Genomic DNA, 23459 nt, shown 5'->3' with positions numbered 1-23459 from the left:
GCCATGACGGTGATCGACGCAAACCGGATGCACGAGATCGAGGCGCGCTATCCCGAATATTTCCACCGCTCGTTCCGCCAGCGGTTCGGCGCCCTGCTGATCGTGATCGCGACGCTGCTCTATGGTCTCTACGCCGTCTGGTTCTTCGACCTGCCGAAGCTACTCGCCGAAGCCCATTGGGAGCGCGTCGGCATCTACATGAGCCAGTGGGTGAGCTATGACGTACAGCCCGAATTCCGCATTCAGGAGGACGGCTCGATCGAGACGCGCTACCCGCGCTTCTCGCCGCTCGGCGACGATCCGCATCCTGATTGGGTGAAGAACGAACCCGGCAGCGTCACGGTTTTCGTCAGCGGCACCAACCGCACGGTCGTGGTCACCAAGGCGATGACGACAGTCAACGCCCATGGCATCAGCGTTCCCGTCGATCTCTCTTCAGGCGCCCCGAAGGTCGTCGGCGAAGTTCCCTCGTGGATGACCGTCTATGACGACAACGTGCTTGCCGATCTCGGCTTTGCCGGTGACGTCAGCATCGCCTCCGACCGCGTGAAGGTGCGCAAGCGCTTCCTCGGCTGGGCGAACTTCGTCTTCGACACGCATTCCCCCTTCTTCGACAAGCCGGCCGGCGAAGTTCTGAGCCTGATCGTTTCGGGCCCACGTCTCGATCCCAGCCAGTCGAACATCTCGCTTGCCTTCGACAATATCTGGAACAACTCGGCCTGGCAGCACGGCGACGTCTGGACCAAGCTTTTCCAGACCATCGTCATGGCCTTCCTCGGCACGCTGCTTGGTTCGCTGGTGGCGTTCCCGCTGGCTTTCCTGGCGGCGCGCAACATCACGCCGAACCGCTTGCTGAACCAGGTTCTCAAGCGCTTTTTCGACTTCCTGCGCTCGGTCGACATGCTGATCTGGGCGCTGTTCCTGACGCGTGCTTTCGGCCCCGGGCCGCTTGCCGGTTCCGGCGCCATCTTCCTGACGGAGACCGGAACGCTCGGAAAGCTCTATTCGGAAGGCCTCGAAAATATCGACAACAAGCCGCGCGAAGGCATCAAATCGACGGGTGCCTCGACCATGCTCGTTCATCGCTACGGCATCATCCCGCAGATCGTCCCCGTCATCGTCAGCCAGACGCTCTACCAGTGGGAATCGAATGTTCGCGGCGCGACGATCATCGGCGCCGTCGGTGCCGGCGGCATCGGCCTGAAGCTCTGGGAAGCGATGCGCACGAACTCCAACTGGGAGAACGTCGCTTATATGGTCATCCTGATCCTGATCGTCGTCTTCCTGTTCGACATGGCCTCGAACGCTCTTCGCCACCGGCTGATGGGCAGCAAGACACATTAAAAAGATGATGGCGCCCCAGCGTCATCATCATTCTGTCACGGAAATCTTTTAGCCGGGAACGAGCTTGCAGTCCGCGGTCAAATCACTGACATTGCGACCCCTGTTTCTGACGCTTTCCCGGGACAAGACCTTTGCGATACGCTCTCTATTTCACGCCGCCGCAGGATGATTTCCTGACGCGGGCGGCTGCCGAATGGCTCGGCCGCGATGCGTTTTCCGGCGAAACTTACCCGGCTCCCGAAGAGGCGGGGCTTCCTGCCGAGGAGCAGCTGGCACTGACCGCAGATCCGCGCCGCTACGGCTTCCACGCGACGATCAAGGCGCCATTCGCGCTTGCCTCCTCGGTGACCGAGAGCGACCTGATGGCCGTGGTCGAGGACTTCGCGGCCCGCACTCCGGCCTTTGAAATTCCCGAATTGGTGCTCGGCCAGCTTGGCCGGTTCTTCGCACTCGTGCCCGGTTCGCTGCATCCGCCGCTTCAGGATTTTGCCGCAAGCGTGGTAAAGTCCTTCGAGCCGCTGCGTGCCGCCCTGTCCGAGGTCGATATTGCCAGGCGCAAGCCGGAGAAGCTGACGGAAAGCCAGAGAGCCAATCTGATGCGCTGGGGCTATCCCTATGTCATGGACGATTTCGGCTTCCACATGACACTGACCGGGCAGGTTCCTGACGAGCGCTCGGCGCTGATGAAATCGATCCTGGAGCGGCGTTTTGGCGCTTTCACCGGACGTCCGCTTTCCATTTCCGGCATCGCCGTCTTCACCGAGGAGACACGCGGCGCCGATATCAAGGTTCATAGCCTTTTGCCGCTTACCGGCACCAAACGCTGAAAGACGATGCAATGACAAAAGAGACCGTGCTTTCCAACGCCCGCATCATTCTCGAGGATGACATCCTTCACGGCTCGCTGCTGATCCGCGATGGCAAGATCGCCGATATTTCCGAGGGCAACTCGGCCCATGGCGAGGATTTCGAGGGCGACTACCTGCTTCCTGGTCTCGTCGAACTGCATACCGACCATCTGGAAGGCCACTACTCTCCACGCCCCGGCCTGCGCTGGCACAAGACGGCAGCGATCCAGGCGCATGATGCACAGATCGTCACCTCCGGCATCACCACCGTCTTCGACTGCCTGCGCATGGGCGCGGACGAGGATGGCGGCTTCGACCGCGGCGAGATGCGCGACATGGCCGACGCCATCCAGAAGGCCGAACAGGAAGGCCGCCTGCGGGCCGAGCATCTGCTGCATCTGCGCTGCGAGGTTTCGGCCGACAACGTCATGGAGCATTTCGCCGACTTCGAGAACGACCCCTATGTCCGTCTTGTTTCGCTGATGGACCACGCTCCCGGCCAGCGGCAGTTCCAGACCATGGACCAGTACATCTTCTACTATCAGAAGAAGCGCGGCCTCTCCGACGAGGTATTTGCCAAGTTCATCGAGAAGCGGCTTGCCGAATCCGCCCGCAACTCGACGCCGCACCGGATCGCCATTTCGAAGATTTGCAAGGAACGCGGCATCACGATCGCCAGTCACGACGACGCGACGCTCGATCATGTGGACGAGGCGATCGAGAACGGCGTGCGCCTTGCCGAGTTCCCGACGAGCTTCGACGCCGCCAAGGCATCGCATGAACACGGCATGAGCGTGCTGATGGGTGCACCGAACATCGTGCGCGGCAAGTCGCATTCCGGCAATATCGCCGCCCGCGATCTCGCCGAGCGCGGCGTGCTGGATGTGCTGTCTTCCGACTATGTGCCGCTCAGCATGCTCTATGCGCCCTTCATCATCGCCGATGAGGTTGAATCCATTTCGCTGCCGAAGGCGATTGCCATGGTCACCTCGACGCCGGCCCGCACCGTCAGTCTCGACGACCGCGGCCGGATCGCCACCGGGCTGCGCGCCGACCTGGTGCGCGTCTTCCGTGACGAAGGCGTGCCAGTCACCCGTTCCGTCTGGCGCGAAGGACGCCGTGTCGCATGATCCCGTCGCACGAACCCCACGCCGTTCCCGGCAGCGAACGCGGCATCATGGTCGTCGTTGTTGGCCCGAGCGGCGCCGGCAAGGATACGCTGATCGCCGTCGCTGCCCAGCATTTCGGCAGCCGTCCCGACGTGCATTTCGTCCGCCGCGTCATCACCCGTGATGGCGATGCCGGCGGCGAAGACCATCTCTCGGTATCGGATGCCGGCTTTGCTTCGATGGAGCAATCCGGCAGCTTCGCCGTCTGGTGGGAAGCGCATGGTCTGAAATACGGCATTCCGGCCGAAGTGTCCGTGGCACTCGGCAAGGGACACTTGGTCATCGCCAACGGATCACGCTCAGCCTTGCACCACTTCCAGGCCGCCTTCCCACGTCTCAAGGTAATCAACGTCACGGCCCGGCCTGAGGTGCTCGCAGGCCGCCTCGAAGCCCGCGGCCGCGAAACCCATGAAGACATCATGGCCCGTCTTGCCCGCGGCTCGCTGACGGTTCGCGGCGACTACGACGTCACCGATCTCGACAATAGCGGGACGCTGGCCGAGGCCGAACGCAAGATCGTCGATACGCTGAACGGCTTCCTCGCGGAAGTCGCCTGATCGAAGGAGACGCCATGGCCATCGTCGTTGTTCCCTACGATGACAGCTGGCCGGATCTCTTTGCGCAGGTATGCGGTGAGCTCGCGCCAGTGTTCACCGGGCTGGCACCGGTGTTCCACCATGTCGGCAGCACATCCGTTCCCGGATTGGCGGCAAAGCCGAAGATCGATCTGCATGCGGCCTTTGCTGATCCGGAGACCGTTGCCACGGCCGTCGAGCGGATGCAGGCGATACCCGGCTACACTTATCACGGCGACAAATACGGCGATCAGAGCTGGACCTTCACCAGCGGCCGCGGCTCCTATGGGGCGCGGCTCTATCTCTGCACGTTGGAGAACCACGTGCTGCGCGACCGCATCCTGTTTCGCAATTATCTCAGCGCGCACCCCGAAAGGGCAGCCGCCTATGCCGCGCTGAAGCTGCGGCTGATGGGCGAGGCAAATGACGACTGGGGTTATTATACCGGCGGAAAGACGGAGTTTGTCCGCGAGACGGTGCGCCTCGCTGAATTGCAGCGCCGTTAAACCGGCGCTGCAGCCGCATACCTACTCGCCCTCGCCCCGCGACGAGACGATCTCGCGCTTGCCGACATGGTTTGCCGGGCCAACGAGGCCTTCCTTTTCCATGCGCTCCACCAGCGATGCGGCGCGGTTGTAGCCGATGCCGAGGCGGCGCTGGATGTAAGAGGTCGAGCACTTCTTGTCGCGCAGCACGACCTTGACCGCCTGCTGATAGAGCTCGTCGCCATCCTCGGCGCCCATGGCGCTCTTGTCGAAGACGGCGCTGTCTTCGGCTTCCTCTTCGTCCTCGTCACCCGCCGTGACCGTATCCAGATATTCCGGACGGCCCTGCGTCTTCAGGTGTGCCACGACCTTTTCGACCTCGAGATCGGAGACGAAGGGACCGTGGACGCGGGCGATGCGGCCGCCGCCCTGCATGTGCAGCATGTCGCCCTGGCCGAGCAGCTGCTCTGCACCCTGCTCGCCGAGAATGGTGCGGCTGTCGATCTTCGACGTCACCTGGAAGGAGATACGGGTCGGGAAGTTCGCCTTGATCGTGCCGGTGATGACATCAACCGAGGGGCGCTGTGTCGCCATGATCAGGTGGATGCCTGCGGCACGGGCCATCTGCGCCAGTCGCTGGATCGCGCCTTCGATATCTTTGCCGGCGACCATCATCAGGTCGGCCATTTCGTCGACGATGACCACGATGTAAGGCATCGGCGTCAGGTCCAGTTCCTGCTGTTCCTCAATCGGCGCGCCGGTGCCCTTGTCGAAGCCGACAGGGACCATGATGTGGATGGTCTCGTCCTTTTCGCGGGCCTGTGCCACGCGGCCGTTATAACCGTCGATATTGCGGACACCGAGGCGCGACATCTTGCGATAGCGCTCTTCCATCTCGCGGACCGCCCATTTCAGCGCCATCACGGCCTTCTTGGGATCGGTCACGACGGGGGTCAGCAGGTGCGGGATGCCATCATAGACGGACAGCTCCAGCATCTTCGGATCGACCATGATCAGGCGGCACTGTTCCGGCGACATGCGGTAGAGCAGCGACAGGATCATCGTGTTGATGGCAACGGACTTGCCTGAACCGGTGGTGCCGGCAACGAGCAGATGCGGCATCTTCGCGAGCTCGGCGATGACAGGTTCGCCGCCGATGGTCTTGCCGAGGCCGAGCGCCAGCTTGTAGCTGCTCTTGGCAAAATCCTGGCTTTCGATCATCTCGCGGAAATAGACGGTTTCGCGCGTCTGGTTCGGCAGTTCGATACCGATGACGTTGCGCCCGGGCACCACGGCAACGCGCGCCGAGAGAGCCGACATCGAGCGGGCGATATCGTCGGCAAGGCCGATGACACGCGACGACTTCACGCCGGGCGCCGGCTCGAATTCGTAGAGCGTGACGACCGGGCCGGGACGGACATGGATGATCTCGCCCTTGATGCCGAAATCTTCGAGCACGCTTTCGAGGAGGCCGGCATTCTGCTCGAGCGCTTCCTGGGTCATGATTTCGCCCAGCCGCTCCGGCGGCTGCTGCAGCAACTCGTTCGGCGGGAATTCGTAGCCGGATGCATCGACCTTGGCGACAGCAGGCTTTGCGGCGGAGAGACGCGGCGCCGGCATCGTCACCGGGGCGACGGCGGGTGTGCGGACCGGGATCGGTGCGATCGGCTGCGTGCGGGCTTCCACCGCTGCCGGCTGTGGCACGGGTGCCGCCGCTTGAACCGGCTTTGCCGGGGGCTGGGCGGCCAGGGGGGCTGGCGCAGCGGGCGCCGGTGCCGCGATTGGCGCCGGTGCGATTGCAGATGGAGCGGCGGCAGGAGCCGCTTCCATGCGCCGATGTGGGTGCCATTCCATGACGCGGAAATTGGCGATGATCGACTCGGCGGATACCTCCACCTTCGGCATCGGAACCGGGTGGAACTGCGGCGCGGCAGGTGCAGCGCCCTCTTCGAAGGCCATGACCTCCCAGAAGGCGAAGTCCGAAATCGAGGCAAGCTCACCGGCAGCATGATACGGCTCCGCCGTCACAGAGGCTTCCGGCAAAGACGGAACGTGAACGGGTGCAGTAGGCGGGACCGGTGTGCGGACGATGGGCAGCAACGGTGGCCTGACGACAGGCTGTACCGCCACGCGGGTCACAGGCGGGACCGGGACGCGGACGGCTGGCGCGGGCTGCGGGGCGTGCGCGTCGAAGGGGACATCGACGACGATCGGCGTACGGCTTTCCACGGCCTGAGCCGCTTCGGCAACGACGACCTCTACAGGCTCGTCCAGCTGCGGGATTTCAGGCGGGGTGCGGCGCAGCAGGTTCTCCGGCGTACGGGTGAACCGGACATTCGGCGCCAGCGAAAAATTGCTCTGCCAGATCGGCGGCGCCGGGCGCTCGCCTGTGCCGTCTTCATCCTGATGCACGTCAACTTCCGCAGAAATCTCCGCGGCATCCGTCAAGTTCGTTCTGGGAAAACGCATGCGACCTGCTGCTCACTCAAATTACCGACCTGAACGGATTAGAAAAGGAAGGTTAATAAGTTCCTTCCTTCCGCGTTAAAATGCCACGGGTATTTTTCCGTAAATCAAACGGAATCAAAGACTTGGATCTTTAAGAAAAATCTTTGCAAATATCGGACGAAGCGCTCAGTGCGCTTCGTCCCAGTTGCTAGCCGCGCGCGCATCAACCTTGAGCGGAACGCGCATTTCCAGCGCCGGCATGGTGGCGTTCTCCATGACGGAGACGATGGTCGGCATGGCCTTCTCGACGTCGGCGTCCTCGACTTCGAAGATTAGTTCGTCGTGCACCTGCAGCAGCATGCGCACACGATCGGCCAGACCGGCCTCGGCAAGCGCCGGTTCCATCTTGATCATCGCGCGGCGAATGACATCGGCGGCCGAGCCCTGGATCGGCGCGTTGATCGCAGCGCGCTCGTTGAAGGCGCGCACCGACGGATTGGACGAGCGGATTTCCGGATAGTTGATTCGCCGGCCGAAGATGGTTTCGACATAGCCCTTGTCGCGTGCCATCTGTTTACGGCTGTCCATGTAGTCGCGGATGCCGGGGAAGCGCTCGAAATACTTCTTGATGTAGTCGCCCGCCTCGGAACGCTCGATCGACAGCTGATTGGCAAGGCCGAAGGCCGAGATGCCATAGATGATCCCGAAATTGATCGCCTTGGCGCGGCGGCGGACATCGCTCGGCATGCCCTCAACAGGCACCCCAAACATCTCCGAGGCGGTCATGGCATGAATATCGACGCCATCTGCGAAGGCTTGGGTCAGCTGCGGAATATCAGCGACATGTGCCAGAACGCGCAGTTCGATCTGGCTGTAGTCGGCCGAGATCAGCTTGTGTCCCGGAGTCGAGATGAAAGCCGTGCGGATCTTGCGGCCTTCGGCGGTGCGGACCGGAATGTTCTGAAGGTTCGGTTCTGACGACGAAAGGCGGCCGGTCGTGGTGGAGGCCAGCGAATAGGATGTGTGCACCCGCTTCGTCTGCGGATGGACATATCCCGGCAAGGCGTCGGTATAGGTGGACTTCAGCTTGGTCAGCTGGCGCCAGTCGACGATCTTGCGCGGCAGCTCGAAGCCGGCAGCCGCGAGGTCTTCGAGAACGCTTGCCGATGTCGACCACTGGCCGGTCTTGGTCTTCGTGCCGCCTTCGAGGCCCATCTTGCCGAACAGGATATCGCCCAGCTGCTTCGGCGAGCCGATGTTGAAGCGCTCGCCCGCCAGCGTATAGACTTCGTCCTCGAGCCGGGCCGCGCCCTGCGCAAGCTCGCCGGACAGGCGCGAGAGAATTTGCCGGTCAACGGTGATGCCGCGCGATTCCATATTGGCGAGAACGGGCAGGAGCGGACGCTCCAGACGCTCGTAGATCGTCGTCAGCTTGGCGGCGGCGAGCCGCGGCTTCAGAACCATCCACAGACGCAGGGTGACATCCGCGTCTTCGGCGGCATAATGCGTTGCCTTGGTGATATCGACGAGGTCGAAGGTGACGTTCGACTTGCCGCTACCGGCGACGTCCTTGTAGGCGATCGGCTTGTGGCCGAGGAACTTTTCAGACAGCGGGTCCATGCCGTGGGCCCCGGTACCGGCGTCGAGCACATAGGAAATCAGCATCGTATCGTCGAAATTCTTCGTCTCGACACCGTAACGCTTCATCAGCAGGTAATCGTATTTCAGGTTCTGTGCGATCTTGAGAACCGATTCGTCTTCGAGCAGCGCCTTCAGTCGCGGCAGCGCATCGCGCATCGGGATCTGGTTTTCAGCCAACCCGCCACCGAGCAGATCGCCGACGCCGGTCTTGTGGCCGATCGGCACATAGGCGGCACGAATCGACACGCCGGTCGGATCCTTGGCGTTGTCGGCAATCGCCAGCGAGAAGCCGACGAGCTCGGCCTGCATCGCATCAAGCGACGTGGTCTCGGTGTCGAAGGCCACGAGGCCGGTATCGCGCGCAGCGGCGATCCACCGATCGAGCGTCGCGACATCACGGATCGTCACATAGGCCGAATGGTCGAACGGCAAGGCAGCGAAGGCTTCGGCGCGCTGCTTGGCAAGATCGGCAGCAACGAAGGCACCCTCGACCGCAGCGGCCCTGGCTTTCTCCGGGACCGGAACGGAGGCACCGGCTACATCCGGAATACCGCCGGCAACCGGGGCTGGCTCCGCCACATCGAGATCGGGGCCGTGCGCTGCGGCACCCCATTCGACGGCCACTTCGGCAGGCTCGATGGCATTGGCATCGCAATCGCAGGCTTCGGCGACCCGGCGCGTCAGCGTGGTGAACTGCATGGTCTTCAGGAAGCCGATGAGCTTCGGACCGTTCTGCGGCTCAAGCACCAGATCCTCGACCTTGAGCTCCAACGGAACGTCGAGACGCAGCCGCACGAGCTCTCTCGAAAGACGCGCCTTATCGGCGTTTTCCATGATCGTCTGGCGGCGTTTTTCCTGCTTGATTTCCTGGGCACGCTCCAGAAGCGTATCGAGATCGCCATATTCGGCCAGCAGCTGCGCTGCAGTCTTCGGGCCGATGCCGGGAATGCCTGGGACGTTGTCGACCGAATCGCCGGTCATCGCCTGCAGGTCGATCATCTTTTCCGGCGGCACGCCCCATTTCTCGATGACGTCAGGGATGCCGATCTGCTTGTCCTTCATGCTGTCGTACATATGGACATTCGGCGTCACCAGCTGCATCAAGTCCTTGTCCGAAGAGACGATGGTGACGTCGGCGCCGGTGGCTTCGGCCTGGCGGGCATAGGTGGCGATGATGTCGTCAGCCTCGAAACCTTCGGTCTCGATGCAGGGCAGATTGAAGGCGCGGGTTGCCTGGCGGATCAAGCCAAATTGCGGGATCAGCTCCTCAGGCGGCGCCGAGCGGTTCGCCTTGTAGGCGTCATAGAGATCCTTGCGGAAGGTCTTCGAGGAATAGTCGAAGATGACGGCCAGATGCGTCGGCGTTACCCCCACCGAGGTGTCGCGCGCGTCGGTCAGGAGCTTCCACAACATGTTGCAGAAACCGGAGACGGCGCCAACCGGCAAACCGTCGGATTTGCGGGTCAGCGGCGGCAGCGCGTGGAATGCGCGAAAGATGAAGCCGGAGCCGTCTACGAGGAAGAGATGATCGCCTTTTTTCATGGCAGCATGGATAGCGTGGAGGCATCGCGAAATCCATATAAAGTTCTGTGGCATCCGGGATTCACCCCTTCACCGAACTGTTACCAATTTGTAATCGGCGGCTTATTCGCGTTCCCTTGAAAAACCACATTCCAGATCACAAATCAAAGTCACCGGCGTTTGATCGCGCCGCGGGTCTGATACCCGGCTTGTCCCCCGCCGCATCAGACTTGGACAAAGGCCTCATTCCCCTCTCCGGGCCTTTGTCCCCATTTTTGAGCCGCCATGGTCAACCTCCAGACCATGGCGGCTTTGTTTTCTGCATCAATGGATAAATCTGAAGCAAAAAGGCATCTTTTGATCCATCGCATGCGATTTGTTGCATTGTTTCAGCCGCGCTTTTGGGCCTAACTACAATCATGGGATTTAATCGCATGGATTCGGGAGCCTACCTTGCCAGCCAGCTGGCGAAGGGTTTCGCCCGCTCGCTGCAGCAGCGCGCGGGGCGTCTCGGCTTTTCTCCCGGCCAGTTTCCGATCCTGCTGGAACTGTGGGCCGAAGATGGCCTGACACAGAAAAAGCTTCTTGAGCGGGTCGATATCGAGCAGGCAACAATGGCCAATACGCTGTCGCGCATGGTCCGCGACGGGCTGATCGAGCGCCGCCCGCATCCCTCCGACAAGCGGGCTCAGCTGATATTCCTGACCCCCAAAGCCCAGGCGATGCGGGACGAGGCGGTCGATACGGCCCGCGAAGCGGATCTGGCGCTGTTCGACGGCTTCAAGACCTTCGAACGCGAGCTGATGCTCGAATATATCCGCCGGCTTCTGGAGAACGCCAAGAAGATCTGAGCATTACCCCTGACGCGTGGCCGTGCGGTGAATTTTCAGCACCTCGGTTCCCGTCTGGGCGGAGAGGAAGCTCTCGCGCGCCGCCGCCTTGATGCTGGGTTCGATATCCGGCTTGCCAAGCAGCAGCCCCTGCACCTGCGCGCAGCCTTCGTCCATGACGATCTGGCGCTGCACTTCGGTTTCGACCCCTTCGGTTACAACGGGCATTCCGAGGCTATGACCAAGGCCGATGATCGCACGGACGATCGAACGCGCCGCAGCGTCATGTTCAAGAGCGCCGGTAAAGCTACGATCAACCTTGATCTTGTCGAAGGGGAAAGTCCTGAGGTTGCTCAGCGACGAGAAGCCGGTTCCGAAATCGTCCATGACGATCCTGACGCCGAGTTCGCGCAACCTGACCAGCGTTGCCATGACCCGGGCGCGATCGCGCACGAGTGCGGCCTCCGTGATCTCCAGCTCCAGCCTGGCGGGGGCAAGCCCGGTTTCCGTTAGAATGCCGGCTATCTGATCGTAGAGATTGGGCAGCATGAACTGCACCGGCGAAACATTGACGGCTATGGATAGCGGATCAGGCCAGCGCGCGGCCTCCATGCAGGCCTGCCGCAGCACCCATTCGCCGAGCTGGACGATCGTGCCGCTCTCCTCGGCGATGGGGATGAAGATATTGGGTTCGCTCATGCCATGGCCGGGCCGGTTCCAGCGCATCAGCGCTTCGTAGCCGTTGATTTCACCCGTCCTGGTGTCGAGGATCGGCTGGTAGCTCACATGGATCTGATTGCGGATGATCGCGTGGCGCAGGTCGTTTTCGATCTGGCGGCGGGCACGCACCGCCTCGTCCATCTCCGCATCGAAGAAGCAGGCGCTGCCGCGGCCTGCATGCTTGACGCGATAAAGCGCCGTATCTGCATTGTTGCAGAGATCTTCCGCCGTCGTCCCGTCGGAGGGGAAGAGCGCGATCCCGATGCTGACGCCGACTGCGGTCGGATCGCGCGTCGTGTCCATTCCGGCAGCGAATTCATCAAGGATGCGGGCCGCGAGCCGGCGGGCGGCCTCCGGCTGCTTTCCGGGCTGGATGATCGCGAACTCGTCGCCGCCCAGGCGCGCAACCGTTTCGCCATCGGCGGCGCAGCGCTTGAGGATCGCGGCGACCTTGCACAGGATACGGTCACCCTCTGCATGGCCAAAGATATCGTTGACCGCCTTGAACCGATCGAGGTCGAGGCAGAAGACCGCCACCTGGCTGCGTTTGCGGTGGGCGATCTGCAGTGCCTGGCGGATACGGGTATCGAACAGCGAGCGGTTCGGTAAGTCGGTCAGCACGTCCTGATGGGCGAGATGCTCGATCATCTCTTCGGCCCGCTTGCGTTCCGTGAGGTCGCGGATCACCAGCACCTCGCAGCCGCGTCCGCGATAGACGATCTTCTTGGCCACCACCTCGACGGATATTTCGGTTTCGTCGCGGGCGATCAGCAGCATCTCGCGATGCCCTTCGCCGTCCGCGCTATGGGAGATCAAGACCACATCGGGGACATTTCCCTGAAGCTCGGCGAATTTCCAGCCGGACATTTCCTGGAACCGCTCATTGGCATCGATGATCCGGCCGTCGCGCAGGATCAGCAAGCCTTCAAGCGAGGCGTTGGCGAGGCCGCGCAGGTCGGTGAGGTGGCTTTCGAGGAAGACGGCGCCGAGCGCGACAAGGATCAGCCCAGTCGATACAGCCATGATGATGGCTGCCAGGACATCGGTTGCGATCGTCATTTGGGCAACGTCCTTGGCCGGATCGGGAACAAGGACGATGCCGCTCATCGAGGTGAAGTGCAGTGCGCAGATCGACAGCACGAAAATCAGCGACGAGATGACGATGCGCTTCGCGCCCGTCAGCTTGAAAAAGGTCAGGAAAGACAGTGTCGCCAGGCCGGCACCAGTAACGACGGCGGCGAGCGTGACATAGGGATCGTATTCGATCGTTGCCTGCGCTTCGATCGCCTGCATGCCCGTCAGGTGCATGGTGGCAATCGCCAGCGCCATCAGCACGCCGCCTGAGGCGAAGGAGTAGCCACTTGTCCCTTCCGAAGCGACGAGGATCGCGCCCCAGGATCCGGCAATCGCCAGCACGACCGAGAGACCGGTGAGACCAAGCCCGTAGCTGATCGGCAGGCCGCCATCATAGGCAAGCATGGCAATGAAATGCGTTGCCCATATACCGATGCCGCAGGCAAAAGCTGAGGCGGCGATCCACAAACGCCGCTGCCCTGCGTCGCACTCCTGAGCGCGCGAGAGCAGCAGCATGGTGGCCAGGCTGCCGACGAGGCAGACAATGGCGGCCGCCCCGACAAGGCGCCAATCGTGATAGTCCCTGACGCAAGCAATCACTGAAAACATTGGTCACCTCACCGCGTTTTCAGCCAAGCTATTTAGTGTTTGCTAAATAACCGTAAATTGCATTAGTGATTTCTTTCTCTCCATTTATTACACATTACCAAAGCGGGACACTCGCCGGACCTGCGAGAAGCGGCCGCTGAACGACATAGGTTTTTCTCCTCGAAACCCGCTGGCCTTTGGTCTATCGTCCGGCCGGAATTTCAAGAGGAGTCGGAAATGACTGACGTCACACCGGTGCTTTCGCGCGCCGACCAGAATCTCAATTCAAGCCTCGACAAGCTGTTTGAGTTGCTGCGCATCAAATCGATCTCGACGGATCCGGCTTTCAAGGCCGATTGCCGCAAGGCGGCGGAATGGCTCGTCGCCTATCTCAAGACGCTGGGCTTCGAGGCTTCGGTGCGTGACACGCCCGGCCATCCGATGGTGGTCGCCCATCACGAAGGCGCCACACCAAATGCGCCGCATGTACTTTTTTACGGTCACTATGACGTGCAGCCGGTCGATCCGATCGAGCTCTGGGAAAACGATCCCTTCGAACCCGCGATCAAGGATGCCGGCAACGGCCGCAAGATCCTGACTGGCCGCGGTACCGCCGACGACAAGGGTCAGCTGATGACCTTCGTCGAGGCCTGCCGCGCCTATAAGGAAATCAACGGTGCGCTGCCCTGCCGCGTCACTATCCTGTTCGAAGGCGAAGAAGAGTCTGGTTCGCCGTCGCTGAAGCCGTTCCTGGAAGCCAATGCCGCCGAGCTGAAGGCCGACTATGCGCTGGTCTGCGACACCAGCATGTGGGACCACGAGACACCGGCGATCGCCGCTGCCCTGCGCGGCCTCGTCGGCGAGGAAGTCGTCATCACGGCTGCCGACCGCGACCTGCATTCGGGCCTGTTCGGCGGTGCTGCCGCCAACCCGATCCATATCCTGACGGAAGCGCTGGCGGGTTTGCATGACCAGACCGGCCGCATCACGCTCGAGAATTTCTACGAGGGCGTCGAGGAAACACCTGAGAACATCAAGTCGTCATGGGACAAGCTCGGACAGACATCCGAGAGCTTCCTCGGCCAGGTCGGCCTTTCCGTACCATCGGGCGAAAAGGGCCGTTCGGTTCTGGAGCTCACCTGGGCGCGGCCGACGGCTGAGGTCAACGGCATCTGGGGCGGCTACACCGGCGAAGGCTTCAAGACTGTCATCGCCGCCAAGGCTTCTGCCAAGGTCTCCTTCCGGCTTGTCGGCAAACAGGATCCGGCCGCTATCCGCGAGACATTCCGCGCCTATATCCGCTCGAAGATCCCGGCCGACTGCTCGGTCGAGTTTCACCCGCACGGCGCCTCTCCGGCAATCCATCTGTCCTACGATTCGCCTGTTATCACCAAGGCGAAGAACGCGCTTTCCGACGAATGGCCGAAGCCAGCCGTCGTCATCGGCATGGGCGGGTCGATCCCGATCGTCGGCGATTTCCAGAAGATGCTCGGGATGGAATCGCTGCTGGTCGGCTTCGGCCTTGCCGATGACCGCATCCACTCGCCGAACGAGAAGTACGAGCTTGCCTCTTACCACAAGGGCATTCGCTCCTGGGTACGCATCCTGGAAGCACTGGCTTAAGACAGAAAAGGCACGCAGCTCGAAAGAGCGCGCGCCATCCAGACAGACAAAAAGGCCGGCAAGAACCGGCCTTTCGTCACCTGCTTCGCTTCGGTGCCAGTACATCCGTGGTCAAGGAGGAAGCAGATATTGCAGCCAGACTGATCCGGAAAGGTTAACAAACCATTAAGGCGTTTTGCCCTCGGATCAGAACGCGTCAGGCATCTCGTGCCTTCGCCGCGTCCGGGCTGCGATCTCTTGGACCTTATATCGGTATCCGTACACCACTTTTCAACACACCGCGATTTTGCCCCGCCGTTCAAGCTGCATTCATCGGAAACACATTACAAGTCTTTGAAAGACAACGTGAATGCACGCCGCCTCATAAAAGCCGGCAAGCGCTCTAGCTTTGTCTGATGCTGGCCCGAAGCTGGCTGGAGAACATATAGGCGTCGGCTTTGCCGCGCCCAATAGGGAGTTGAAACGTGCGAAACACGCTTCTCAGGATCGCGGCAATGAGCCTGCTTCTACTTGCCCCGGCGATCGCGCAAGCCGCCGAAGGCTACGCGACTGCCAACGTCAACATGCGGGCCGGGCCGAGCACCGGCTATCCGGCAGTCGTCGTCATCCCTGCTGGCGAATCCGTTGAAATTCATGGCTGCCTTGCCGATGTCCCGTGGTGCGACGTCGAGTTCTACGGCGGACGCGGCTGGGTCGCTGGACGCTATGTCCAGGCGCTCTATCAGAGCCGCCGCGTCTATGTGGGGCCGGAATATTACCGACCGCTCGGCATTCCGACCGTGGTCTTCAGCGTCGGCAACTATTGGGACCGGTACTATCGCAACCGCGATTTCTATCGCGATCGTGACCGTTGGCGCCGCGGCCCGGAATTCTACCGCCCGCCACCGCCCCGCGACTTTGACCGCCGCCCGGATTTCGAAAGGCGCCCCGATTTCGATCGCCGTCCGGATTTTGACCGGCGCCCTGATTTCGACCGGAGGCCAGATTTCGATCGCCGCCCGGACTTTGATCGCGGCCCCGACCGCAGACGGGATGACGGCGATCAGAACCGCCGCCCGCGATCCGACCGTCAACCGGACGTCCGCGAAAACAACAATGACGACGCCCGCCAGCGTCTGCGCAACAATCTAAGAGGAATCATGCAGCACGGCGACGTCAATAACAATGAGAACGACCGCCGCAGGCCGCCGCGCGGGGCGTGCCAGCCTGACGATCCGAACTGCAATAATTAATTCCAAGGGCGGCAGCGATGCCGCCCTTTCTGTTTGCCGAAGAGGCTGAACGAAAAAAGCCCGGCGCTCCGAAGGAGACACCGGGCCTGATTTCGATCGGCACGTATTGAGGGGGGGGACGGCCGACCTTAAGCGGAACGTGAGGGGCTGTCCCGCTGCAGAAGAAACAGCCGGGACGCCTAAAGGTTCCCAATTACCAGATGACGACACTCTTATGCGCCGCGACGAGATCCTGCATCGCTGCAAAAGGGCCGTGAAGCATCTTCAGCCGGCTCTCTTCCATCTTGGTGAGACGGTACTGCCGGGCGAAGTCGTGGACGCTCCAGATTTCCCGCAGACGGGTTTCTTCAATTCTATTGAGATCGATGCTCATGACAAATGCCTATGCATTACGCTTATTGCTTTTTTCTTGGGCGCAACATGGCGGCATATATGTCAGTTTCATGACATTCGCAACGAATGGCAGCTATGCGCAAAAGCGAGAGCTCGAACCGCGTCAAATGGCTTCATCCAATAATGTTAACGCCCCCTTAAATCGCCGTATTTACAATTCAATCGGGTAGCTCCGCGTGACGAGTGAAATGCGGGCGGCAAAGGGTACGACCGGTCCGGAATGGCAGGCAAAAGCAGATCACGCGACAGAATTGAACCGTCCTTCAGCGGCCGCGACCGCCGTGAGGACGACGAAGACGATTTTGCGCTCGATGACGAAGACCGTATCGACGGCCGCCGCGGCGCAAAACGCAGCTCCGCTCCATCCCCCAAACCATCGCGCAGCCGCACGCCTGAACGCAAGCGCCGCGAAAGGCGCGAGCCGCCTGAACGCGATGGCGGCGGGCTTTTCGCCTTGCTGCGCCGGCTGATCTACTGGTGCATCGTGCTCGGCATCTGGGCCAGTATCGGCGTTGCCGGACTGGTCTTCTATTATGGCTCACGCATGCCGAGCGCCAGCACATGGTCGATCCCGGACAGACCGCCAAACGTCAAGATCACTTCGGTGGACGGCAGCGTGATTGCCAATCGCGGTGCCACCGGCGGTGAGGCGCTGCCGCTGGAGCAGATGTCGCCTTACGTTCCGCAGGCGATCGTTGCCATCGAGGACCGGCGTTTCTATTCCCATTTCGGCGTTGATCCGATGGGCCTTGCCCGCGCCTTCGTCAACAACCTGACGGGACAGCCGATCCAGGGCGGCTCGACACTGACGCAGCAGCTTGCCAAGAACCTCTTCCTGTCGCCTGATAGAACGCTGGAACGCAAGGTGCAGGAGGTGCTGCTCTCCTTCTGGCTGGAGCAGAAATACACCAAGGACCAGATCCTTGCGATGTATCTGAACCGCGTCTATTTCGGCTCGAACGCCTATGGCGTCGAGGCCGCCGCCCGCCGCTACTTCAACAAGTCGGCCCGTGACGTCAACCTTGGTGAAGCGGCGCTGCTCGCTGGCCTGGTGAAGGCGCCGACGCGGCTGTCGCCGGCACGCGATCCGGAAGCCGCCAATGCCCGCGCCCAGATAGTGCTGCAGGCGATGCGCGACCAGGGCTATATTACCGACGACGAAGTCAAAACGGCGATGTCGCAGACCCCCGCCAAGGCCAAGAGCTACTGGTCGGGCGCCGGCCAGTATGTCGCCGACATGGTGATGGACGAGCTGCCCGGATTGATCGGCGGCGCGGTCAAGGAAGACGTGATCGTCGATACGACGATCGACAAGGGGCTGGAGAAGAAGGCAGACGAGGCGTTGAACGATATCCTGTCGAAGCAGGGCGTCAAGCTCGATGCCTCGCAGGCGGCCCTCGTTTCGATCGACGGCACCGGCGCGATCCGGGCTCTGGTCGGCGGCAAGGATTACGCCGAAAGCCAGTTCAACCGTGCGGTCAAGGCCAAGCGCCAGCCTGGCTCGTCCTTCAAGCCATTCGTCTATGCGGCGGCGCTCGAGAAGGGCCTGACACCAGCCTCCGTCTTCAACGACGCGCCGATCCGCATCGGCAACTGGACGCCCGAGAACTACGAGAAGAAGTATAACGGCGAAGTGACTCTGGCGACGGCGCTCGCGAAGTCGCTAAACACCGTTGCAGCCCAGCTCGTGATGTATGACGGGCCCGACCAGGTGATAAAGCTGGCACACCGGCTGGGCGTCGAAACCGAACTTCAGTCCAATGCGTCGATAGCACTCGGAACATCCGAAGTGACACTGGAAGAACTGACCGCATCCTATGCCGCCTTCATGAACGGCGGTTACAAGGCGACGCCGCATGTGATCCGACGGGTGACGACGGCCGAAGGCAAGGTGCTTTACGAAAACACCTATGACAATCCGCCGCGCGTGCTCTCCGAAGCCATCGCCGCCAATATGAACGCGATGATGATGGGCACGATCGAGTTCGGCACCGGTCGCAGCGCAAAAATTCCCGGCTGGCAGGCGGCCGGCAAGACGGGAACGACGCAGAATTCGCGCGACGCGCTGTTCGTCGGCTTTACCAGCAACCTGACGACGGGCGTCTGGTTCGGCAATGACGACGGCACGCCGATGAAGAAGGTAACGGGCGGTGGGCTCCCGGCCAAGGCCTGGCAGGAATTCATGATTGCGGCGCATAAGGGACTTTCGCCGGCACCGCTGTTCGGCAGCGGCCAGTTCGTTGCCGACCCGAACGCGATCGCCAACCAGCCGGTGGCGCAGGGCGAACCGCAGCCGATGCAGGAGCAGCCTTCGACGATCGGCGGCATCATTTCCGGTGTATTCGGTGGTGGCTCGTCCGAGCAATATCCGCCGGCACCCGTACAGCAGCAACAAGCCTCTGGCGGTCCTCTTCCTCCCGGCGATGTCGGACCTGACGAGGGCTATGACGGCGCGGTTCCGCCCGGCGATATCGGCCAGGGGCAGCCGGTGCATCAGGGCCAGCCGCGGCGCACAACGCTGCTTGATCTGATCATGGGACAGTAGAAGCACAAAGGGACGATCTGCAACGCGCAGTTACGCTGCCGTGCAGCCGAAAACCTTTGTTTTCCGGCTACCGTAAAAATTGAAGACAACACGCTCGTTTTGCTGGATTTCGGGCTATTTCTCGCCTTGCAGTCCCGAAAACCGCTCCTTATATACGCCGCATCACCGCAATCACGATTGCGTTAGTTCGAAGACCCCCATCCCCCAAGGGGCTGTCAGGGAAATGCCTTAACCAAGGGTTCCGACAGCTTGCTTCAAGGAGTAAATGACATGGCAAAAGTAATCGGTATCGACCTCGGAACGACAAATTCCTGCGTCGCTGTCATGGACGGCAAGGACGCGAAGGTCATTGAAAATGCGGAAGGCGCGCGTACGACCCCTTCCATGGTGGCTTTCTCCGATGATGGCGAACGCCTCGTCGGCCAGCCGGCAAAGCGTCAGGCAGTCACCAACCCCACGAACACCCTCTTCGCAGTGAAGCGCCTGATCGGCCGCCGCTACGACGATCCGACCGTCGAAAAGGACAAGGGCCTCGTTCCGTTCAATATCGCCAAGGGCGATAACGGCGACGCTTGGGTCGAAGCTCAGGGCAAGGGCTATTCGCCCGCACAGATTTCCGCGATGATCCTTCAGAAGATGAAGGAAACCGCCGAATCCTACCTCGGTGAAAAGGTCGAAAAAGCCGTCATCACCGTTCCCGCCTACTTCAACGACGCCCAGCGCCAGGCAACCAAGGATGCCGGCCGCATCGCCGGTCTTGAGGTTCTCCGCATCATCAACGAGCCGACGGCAGCAGCGCTCGCTTACGGTCTCGACAAGAAGGACGGCAAGACGATCGCCGTTTACGACTTGGGTGGCGGTACCTTCGATATCTCGGTTCTCGAAATCGGCGACGGCGTCTTCGAAGTGAAGTCGACGAACGGCGACACCTTCCTCGGCGGTGAAGACTTCGACATGCGTCTCGTCGAATATCTCGCCAACGAGTTCAAGAAGGACCAGGGCATCGACCTGAAGAACGACAAGCTTGCCCTGCAGCGCCTCAAGGAAGCTGCCGAAAAGGCGAAGATCGAACTGTCGTCCTCGCAGCAGACCGAAATCAACCTGCCGTTCATCACGGCAGACGCTTCCGGTCCGAAGCATCTGACGCTGAAGCTGACCCGCGCCAAGTTCGAAAGCCTGGTCGACGATCTCGTTCAGCGCACGATCGCACCGTGCAAGGCCGCCCTCAAGGATGCTGGCGTCACCCCTGCCGAGATCGATGAAGTCGTCCTCGTCGGCGGCATGAGCCGCATGCCGAAGGTGCAGGAAGTCGTCAAGCAGCTGTTCGGCAAGGAGCCGCACAAGGGCGTCAACCCGGATGAAGTCGTCGCACTCGGCGCCGCCATCCAGGCCGGCGTTCTGCAGGGCGACGTCAAGGACGTCCTGCTTCTCGACGTGACCCCGCTGTCTCTCGGTATCGAGACCCTCGGCGGCGTCTTCACCCGTCTGATCGAGCGTAACACGACGATCCCGACCAAGAAGAGCCAGACCTTCTCGACTGCTGACGACAACCAGCAGGCCGTCACCATCCGCGTTTCGCAGGGCGAGCGCGAAATGGCGCAGGACAACAAGCTGCTCGGTCAGTTCGACCTCGTTGGACTGCCGCCGGCACCGCGTGGTGTTCCGCAGATCGAAGTCACCTTCGACATCGACGCGAACGGCATCGTGCAGGTTTCGGCCAAGGACAAGGGCACCGGCAAGGAACAGCAGATCCGCATCCAGGCCTCTGGTGGTCTCTCCGACGCCGACATCGAGAAGATGGTCAAGGACGCTGAAGCCAATGCCGAAGCCGACAAGAAGCGCCGCGAAGCCGTAGAAGCGAAGAATCAGGCCGAAAGCCTCGTTCACTCCAGCGAGAAGTCGCTGAAGGATTACGGTGACAAGGTTTCGGAAGCCGATCGTACCGCGATTTCCGACGCGATCGCTGCGCTGAAGTCTTCGATCGAAGCAACCGAGCCGGATGCCGAAGACATCAAGGCCAAGACCCAGACGCTCATGGAAGTTTCCATGAAGCTCGGCCAGGCGATTTACGAATCGCAGCAGGCTGAAGCGGGCACGGCTGATGCTTCCGCGGGTGATGACAACGTCGTCGATGCCGACTACGAAGAAGTCAAAGACGACGACCGCAAGAAGTCCGCGTAATCCGCGGCAAAGCGGTTATGCTAAACACTGTGATCCGGCTGCCTGACGGCAGCCGGAAATCCATTTCCGGGGTTTAAATTGGCAAAAGCGGACTTTTACGAAACTCTGGGCGTCGCCAAAACGGCGGATGAGAAAGAGCTGAAAAGCGCCTTCCGCAAGCTGGCCATGAAGTATCATCCGGACAAAAATCCGGACGATAAGAGCGCCGAAGTCAAGTTCAAGGAAATCAACGAAGCCTACGAGACGCTCAAGGACCCGCAGAAACGCGCGGCCTACGATCGCTATGGCCACGCCGCCTTCGAACATGGCGGCATGGGACCTGGCGGCGGCGGTGGCGGTTTTGCCGGCGGCGGTGGTTTCTCTGATATCTTCGAGGATATTTTCGGCGAGATGATGGGCGGCGGCCGTGGACGGCAGCGCTCTTCCGGTGGGCGCGAGCGCGGCGCCGACCTTCGCTACAACATGGAAATCACGCTGGAAGAATCCTTCTCCGGCAAGACGGCACAGATTCGCGTTCCGACGTCGATCACCTGCGACGTCTGTTCGGGTTCCGGCGCCAAGCCGGGCACGCAGCCGAAGACCTGCGGCACCTGCCAGGGTTCAGGCCGTGTGCGCGCAGCTCAAGGCTTCTTCTCGATCGAGCGCACCTGCCCGACCTGTCATGGCCGCGGCACGATCATTCCCGACCCATGCACCAAGTGCCATGGCCAGGGCCGCGTGACGGAAGAGCGTTCGCTCTCGGTCAACATCCCGGCTGGTATTGAAGACGGCACCCGCATTCGCCTGCAGGGCGAAGGCGAGGCAGGCACGCGTGGAGGGCCTGCGGGCGACCTTTACATCTTCCTGTCGGTCAAGCCGCATGAGTTCTATCAGCGCGATGGAGCCGATCTCTATTGCGCCGTACCGATCTCGATGACGACGGCGGCACTCGGCGGCACTTTCGATGTGGCAACGCTCGACGGTACCAAGTCGCGCGTTACCGTTCCCGAAGGTACGCAGGCGGGTAAACAGTTCCGCTTGAAGGCCAAGGGCATGCCGGTGCTGCGCTCCAGCCAGACGGGCGATCTGTACATCCAGATCCAGATCGAGACGCCGCAGAAGCTCTCCAAGCGCCAGCGCGAGCTGCTGCAGGAATTCGAGCAGCTCTCCTCGAAGGAGAACAATCCTGAATCGACGGGCTTCTTTGCCCGGATGAAGGAATTCTTCGAAGGCTGAGCGAGCACTTCGCGAAGACAAAGACAGAGCCGGTGGTGTCCCCACCGGCTTTTTTTGTATCATACGGGTTGTTTCGCCCTGCCCTGATAGTGTTTCGGCGAACAACCCATGGCGCGCTTGAAAGCCGCGCTGAAGGCGCTTTCGGACTCGTAGCCGACAGATAGCGCGATATCGGACAAGCGGTTGCGCTCCGGCGACAGCAGCGCGCGGGCAGCCAGCCGCATGCGCCAGCGCAACAGATAATCGAGCGGCGGCCAGCCGACCAGGGCCTTGAAATGCAGAGCGAAGGCCGTTCTCGACATGCCGGCCTCTTTCGCCAAGACCTCCAGCGTCCAGCGCCTTGCCGGTTCGGCATGCACCGCCCGCAATGCCCTGCCGATCCGCGGATCGTTCAAGCCCTTCAGCCAACCCGGCGCCACCTCACCTTCCGCTGCCATATGCAGGCGTAGCGCATTGACGAACAGGATATGGCCAAGATGCTCGGACATCAGCAGACCGCCCGGCCGCAGCTCCGTCAGTTCCTTCGCCAATTGCTTCAGCGTCCAGCGCAGCACTGCGGCTTCATCAGCGGCTGCCGGAATATGCATCACTGCGGGAAGTGCGCCGGTCAGCAATATCTGATGACTGGCGTCAAACATCAGGCGGCCACCAACCAGGAAAATATCTTCCTGCGGACCATGCCGGGCAACGCGGGTCTTCAGATCGACAAAGATCGCCCGGGCATCAATGCCCGCGAGCGAGAGATCGCTGCCCAGCCAATAGGGTTGCCCGGTCAGAAGGTAGCAATCCCCCTCCTCCAGCCTGAACGGTGCCGGTTCGCCAGAGACCCTTAGAAAACATCCGCCGCGGGCCACCGCACCAAACTTGATGCCTTCATAGCTGCGCGGAAAGTCGAGCGCCCATTCGCCGCCGGACATGACGCCATAGGTCTCGACGCTTTTTGGCTGCAAAAGCGCAAGGATATCGGAAAGCGGGTCCATATCTGAACGATCCAGCAAGAAATCGGAATTTTCTTACATGGATCATC

Annotated in this window: 16 protein-coding genes; 11 read left to right on the top strand and 5 right to left on the bottom strand. The window is 61.4% G+C overall.

Annotation, left to right across the window (positions count from 1 at the left end; translation table 11 throughout):
* Window positions 1-3 precede the first annotated feature (3 nt).
* The 5 genes from phnE to AB4Z25_RS06365 all read left to right on the top strand — a co-directional run bounded on the left by phnE (window position 4) and on the right by AB4Z25_RS06365 (window position 4442).
* Window positions 4-1344 (top strand): phosphonate ABC transporter, permease protein PhnE, encoded by a 1341-nt coding sequence (gene phnE / locus AB4Z25_RS06385; protein ID WP_112539940.1) that lies wholly within the window; start codon window positions 4-6, stop codon window positions 1342-1344.
* Between the two features lie 131 nt (window positions 1345-1475).
* Window positions 1476-2171 (top strand): DUF1045 domain-containing protein, encoded by a 696-nt coding sequence (locus AB4Z25_RS06380; RefSeq protein WP_112539938.1) that lies wholly within the window; start codon window positions 1476-1478, stop codon window positions 2169-2171.
* A gap of 11 nt (window positions 2172-2182) precedes the next feature.
* Entirely contained in the window at window positions 2183-3322 is a 1140-nt protein-coding gene (locus AB4Z25_RS06375; protein ID WP_112385048.1) for an alpha-D-ribose 1-methylphosphonate 5-triphosphate diphosphatase, read from the top strand.
* Complete coding sequence (gene phnN, locus AB4Z25_RS06370; protein WP_112539935.1) at window positions 3319-3918, top strand: phosphonate metabolism protein/1,5-bisphosphokinase (PRPP-forming) PhnN; 600 nt, start codon at window positions 3319-3321, stop codon at window positions 3916-3918. The genes AB4Z25_RS06375 and phnN overlap by 4 nt, the downstream gene beginning before the upstream one ends.
* A gap of 14 nt (window positions 3919-3932) precedes the next feature.
* Window positions 3933-4442, top strand: a complete 510-nt coding sequence (locus tag AB4Z25_RS06365) for a GrpB family protein (RefSeq protein WP_112539933.1) — start codon at window positions 3933-3935, stop codon at window positions 4440-4442.
* Window positions 4443-4463: 21 nt separating this feature from the next.
* On the opposite strand, the gene AB4Z25_RS06360 is transcribed toward AB4Z25_RS06365, so the two are convergent.
* Together AB4Z25_RS06360 and polA are read right to left on the bottom strand one after the other, a co-directional pair.
* Complete coding sequence (locus AB4Z25_RS06360) at window positions 4464-6890, bottom strand: DNA translocase FtsK (protein ID WP_112539931.1); 2427 nt, start codon at window positions 6888-6890, stop codon at window positions 4464-4466.
* 165 nt (window positions 6891-7055) lie between these two features.
* Window positions 7056-10052 carry a DNA polymerase I gene (gene polA / locus AB4Z25_RS06355; protein WP_112539929.1) on the bottom strand — a complete coding sequence of 999 codons (2997 nt, stop codon included), beginning with the start codon at window positions 10050-10052 and terminating at the stop codon, window positions 7056-7058.
* Window positions 10053-10465: 413 nt separating this feature from the next.
* Here polA and AB4Z25_RS06350 point away from each other — a divergent pair, with 413 nt between their 5' ends.
* Entirely contained in the window at window positions 10466-10882 is a 417-nt protein-coding gene (locus tag AB4Z25_RS06350; protein ID WP_112385043.1) for a MarR family winged helix-turn-helix transcriptional regulator, read from the top strand.
* Window positions 10883-10885: 3 nt separating this feature from the next.
* Here AB4Z25_RS06350 and AB4Z25_RS06345 read toward each other — a convergent pair whose 3' ends face one another.
* A complete protein-coding gene (locus AB4Z25_RS06345) occupies window positions 10886-13264 on the bottom strand; it encodes a bifunctional diguanylate cyclase/phosphodiesterase (protein ID WP_442207911.1) in 2379 nt (792 codons plus the stop codon).
* Between the two features lie 216 nt (window positions 13265-13480).
* Between AB4Z25_RS06345 and AB4Z25_RS06340 the strand changes: the two genes are divergently transcribed.
* Window positions 13481-14866: a dipeptidase gene (locus tag AB4Z25_RS06340; RefSeq protein ID WP_112539927.1), complete on the top strand. Its 1386-nt coding sequence runs from the start codon at window positions 13481-13483 to the stop codon at window positions 14864-14866.
* A gap of 464 nt (window positions 14867-15330) precedes the next feature.
* Window positions 15331-16098 carry an SH3 domain-containing protein gene (locus AB4Z25_RS06335; RefSeq protein ID WP_442207910.1) on the top strand — a complete coding sequence of 256 codons (768 nt, stop codon included), beginning with the start codon at window positions 15331-15333 and terminating at the stop codon, window positions 16096-16098.
* 193 nt (window positions 16099-16291) lie between these two features.
* Here AB4Z25_RS06335 and AB4Z25_RS06330 read toward each other — a convergent pair whose 3' ends face one another.
* Window positions 16292-16471 (bottom strand): hypothetical protein, encoded by a 180-nt coding sequence (locus AB4Z25_RS06330; protein ID WP_112385039.1) that lies wholly within the window; start codon window positions 16469-16471, stop codon window positions 16292-16294.
* A 240-nt stretch (window positions 16472-16711) separates the two neighbouring features.
* Between AB4Z25_RS06330 and AB4Z25_RS06325 the strand changes: the two genes are divergently transcribed.
* From AB4Z25_RS06325 to dnaJ, 3 genes are all read left to right on the top strand, one after another.
* A complete protein-coding gene (locus AB4Z25_RS06325) occupies window positions 16712-19036 on the top strand; it encodes a transglycosylase domain-containing protein (protein WP_112539924.1) in 2325 nt (774 codons plus the stop codon).
* Between the two features lie 270 nt (window positions 19037-19306).
* The gene (gene dnaK / locus AB4Z25_RS06320; protein ID WP_112385037.1) at window positions 19307-21217 is read left to right on the top strand and encodes a molecular chaperone DnaK; all 1911 of its coding nucleotides are present in this window, start codon (window positions 19307-19309) and stop codon (window positions 21215-21217) included.
* Window positions 21218-21295: 78 nt separating this feature from the next.
* Entirely contained in the window at window positions 21296-22432 is a 1137-nt protein-coding gene (dnaJ, locus tag AB4Z25_RS06315) for a molecular chaperone DnaJ (protein WP_112385036.1), read from the top strand.
* A 59-nt stretch (window positions 22433-22491) separates the two neighbouring features.
* Here dnaJ and AB4Z25_RS06310 read toward each other — a convergent pair whose 3' ends face one another.
* Window positions 22492-23412, bottom strand: coding sequence for an AraC family transcriptional regulator (locus AB4Z25_RS06310; RefSeq protein WP_112539922.1), 921 nt, complete (start codon window positions 23410-23412; stop codon window positions 22492-22494).
* Between the last annotated feature and the right edge of the window lie 47 nt (window positions 23413-23459).

The organism is Rhizobium sp. RAF36 (assembly GCF_052114105.1).
In the GTDB taxonomy this organism is placed as follows: Bacteria; Pseudomonadota; Alphaproteobacteria; order Rhizobiales; family Rhizobiaceae; genus Rhizobium.
This window is presented reverse-complemented; position numbering and strand designations above follow the sequence as displayed.

Bases quoted from the DNA above. Each gene is read 5' to 3' on its own strand.
- AB4Z25_RS06365 (WP_112539933.1), top strand. From the start codon at position 3,933: ATGGCCATCGTCGTTGTTCCCTACGATGACAGCTGGCCGGATCTCTTT.
- AB4Z25_RS06375 (WP_112385048.1), top strand. From the start codon at position 2,183: ATGACAAAAGAGACCGTGCTTTCCAACGCCCGCATCATTCTCGAGGAT.
- phnE (WP_112539940.1), top strand. From the start codon at position 4: ATGACGGTGATCGACGCAAACCGGATGCACGAGATCGAGGCGCGCTAT.
- dnaK (WP_112385037.1), top strand. From the start codon at position 19,307: ATGGCAAAAGTAATCGGTATCGACCTCGGAACGACAAATTCCTGCGTC.
- AB4Z25_RS06360 (WP_112539931.1), bottom strand. From the start codon at position 6,890: ATGCGTTTTCCCAGAACGAACTTGACGGATGCCGCGGAGATTTCTGCG.
- AB4Z25_RS06350 (WP_112385043.1), top strand. From the start codon at position 10,466: ATGGATTCGGGAGCCTACCTTGCCAGCCAGCTGGCGAAGGGTTTCGCC.
- AB4Z25_RS06330 (WP_112385039.1), bottom strand. From the start codon at position 16,471: ATGAGCATCGATCTCAATAGAATTGAAGAAACCCGTCTGCGGGAAATC.
- polA (WP_112539929.1), bottom strand. From the start codon at position 10,052: ATGAAAAAAGGCGATCATCTCTTCCTCGTAGACGGCTCCGGCTTCATC.
- AB4Z25_RS06310 (WP_112539922.1), bottom strand. From the start codon at position 23,412: ATGGACCCGCTTTCCGATATCCTTGCGCTTTTGCAGCCAAAAAGCGTC.
- AB4Z25_RS06340 (WP_112539927.1), top strand. From the start codon at position 13,481: ATGACTGACGTCACACCGGTGCTTTCGCGCGCCGACCAGAATCTCAAT.
- AB4Z25_RS06345 (WP_442207911.1), bottom strand. From the start codon at position 13,264: ATGTTTTCAGTGATTGCTTGCGTCAGGGACTATCACGATTGGCGCCTT.
- phnN (WP_112539935.1), top strand. From the start codon at position 3,319: ATGATCCCGTCGCACGAACCCCACGCCGTTCCCGGCAGCGAACGCGGC.
- AB4Z25_RS06325 (WP_112539924.1), top strand. From the start codon at position 16,712: ATGGCAGGCAAAAGCAGATCACGCGACAGAATTGAACCGTCCTTCAGC.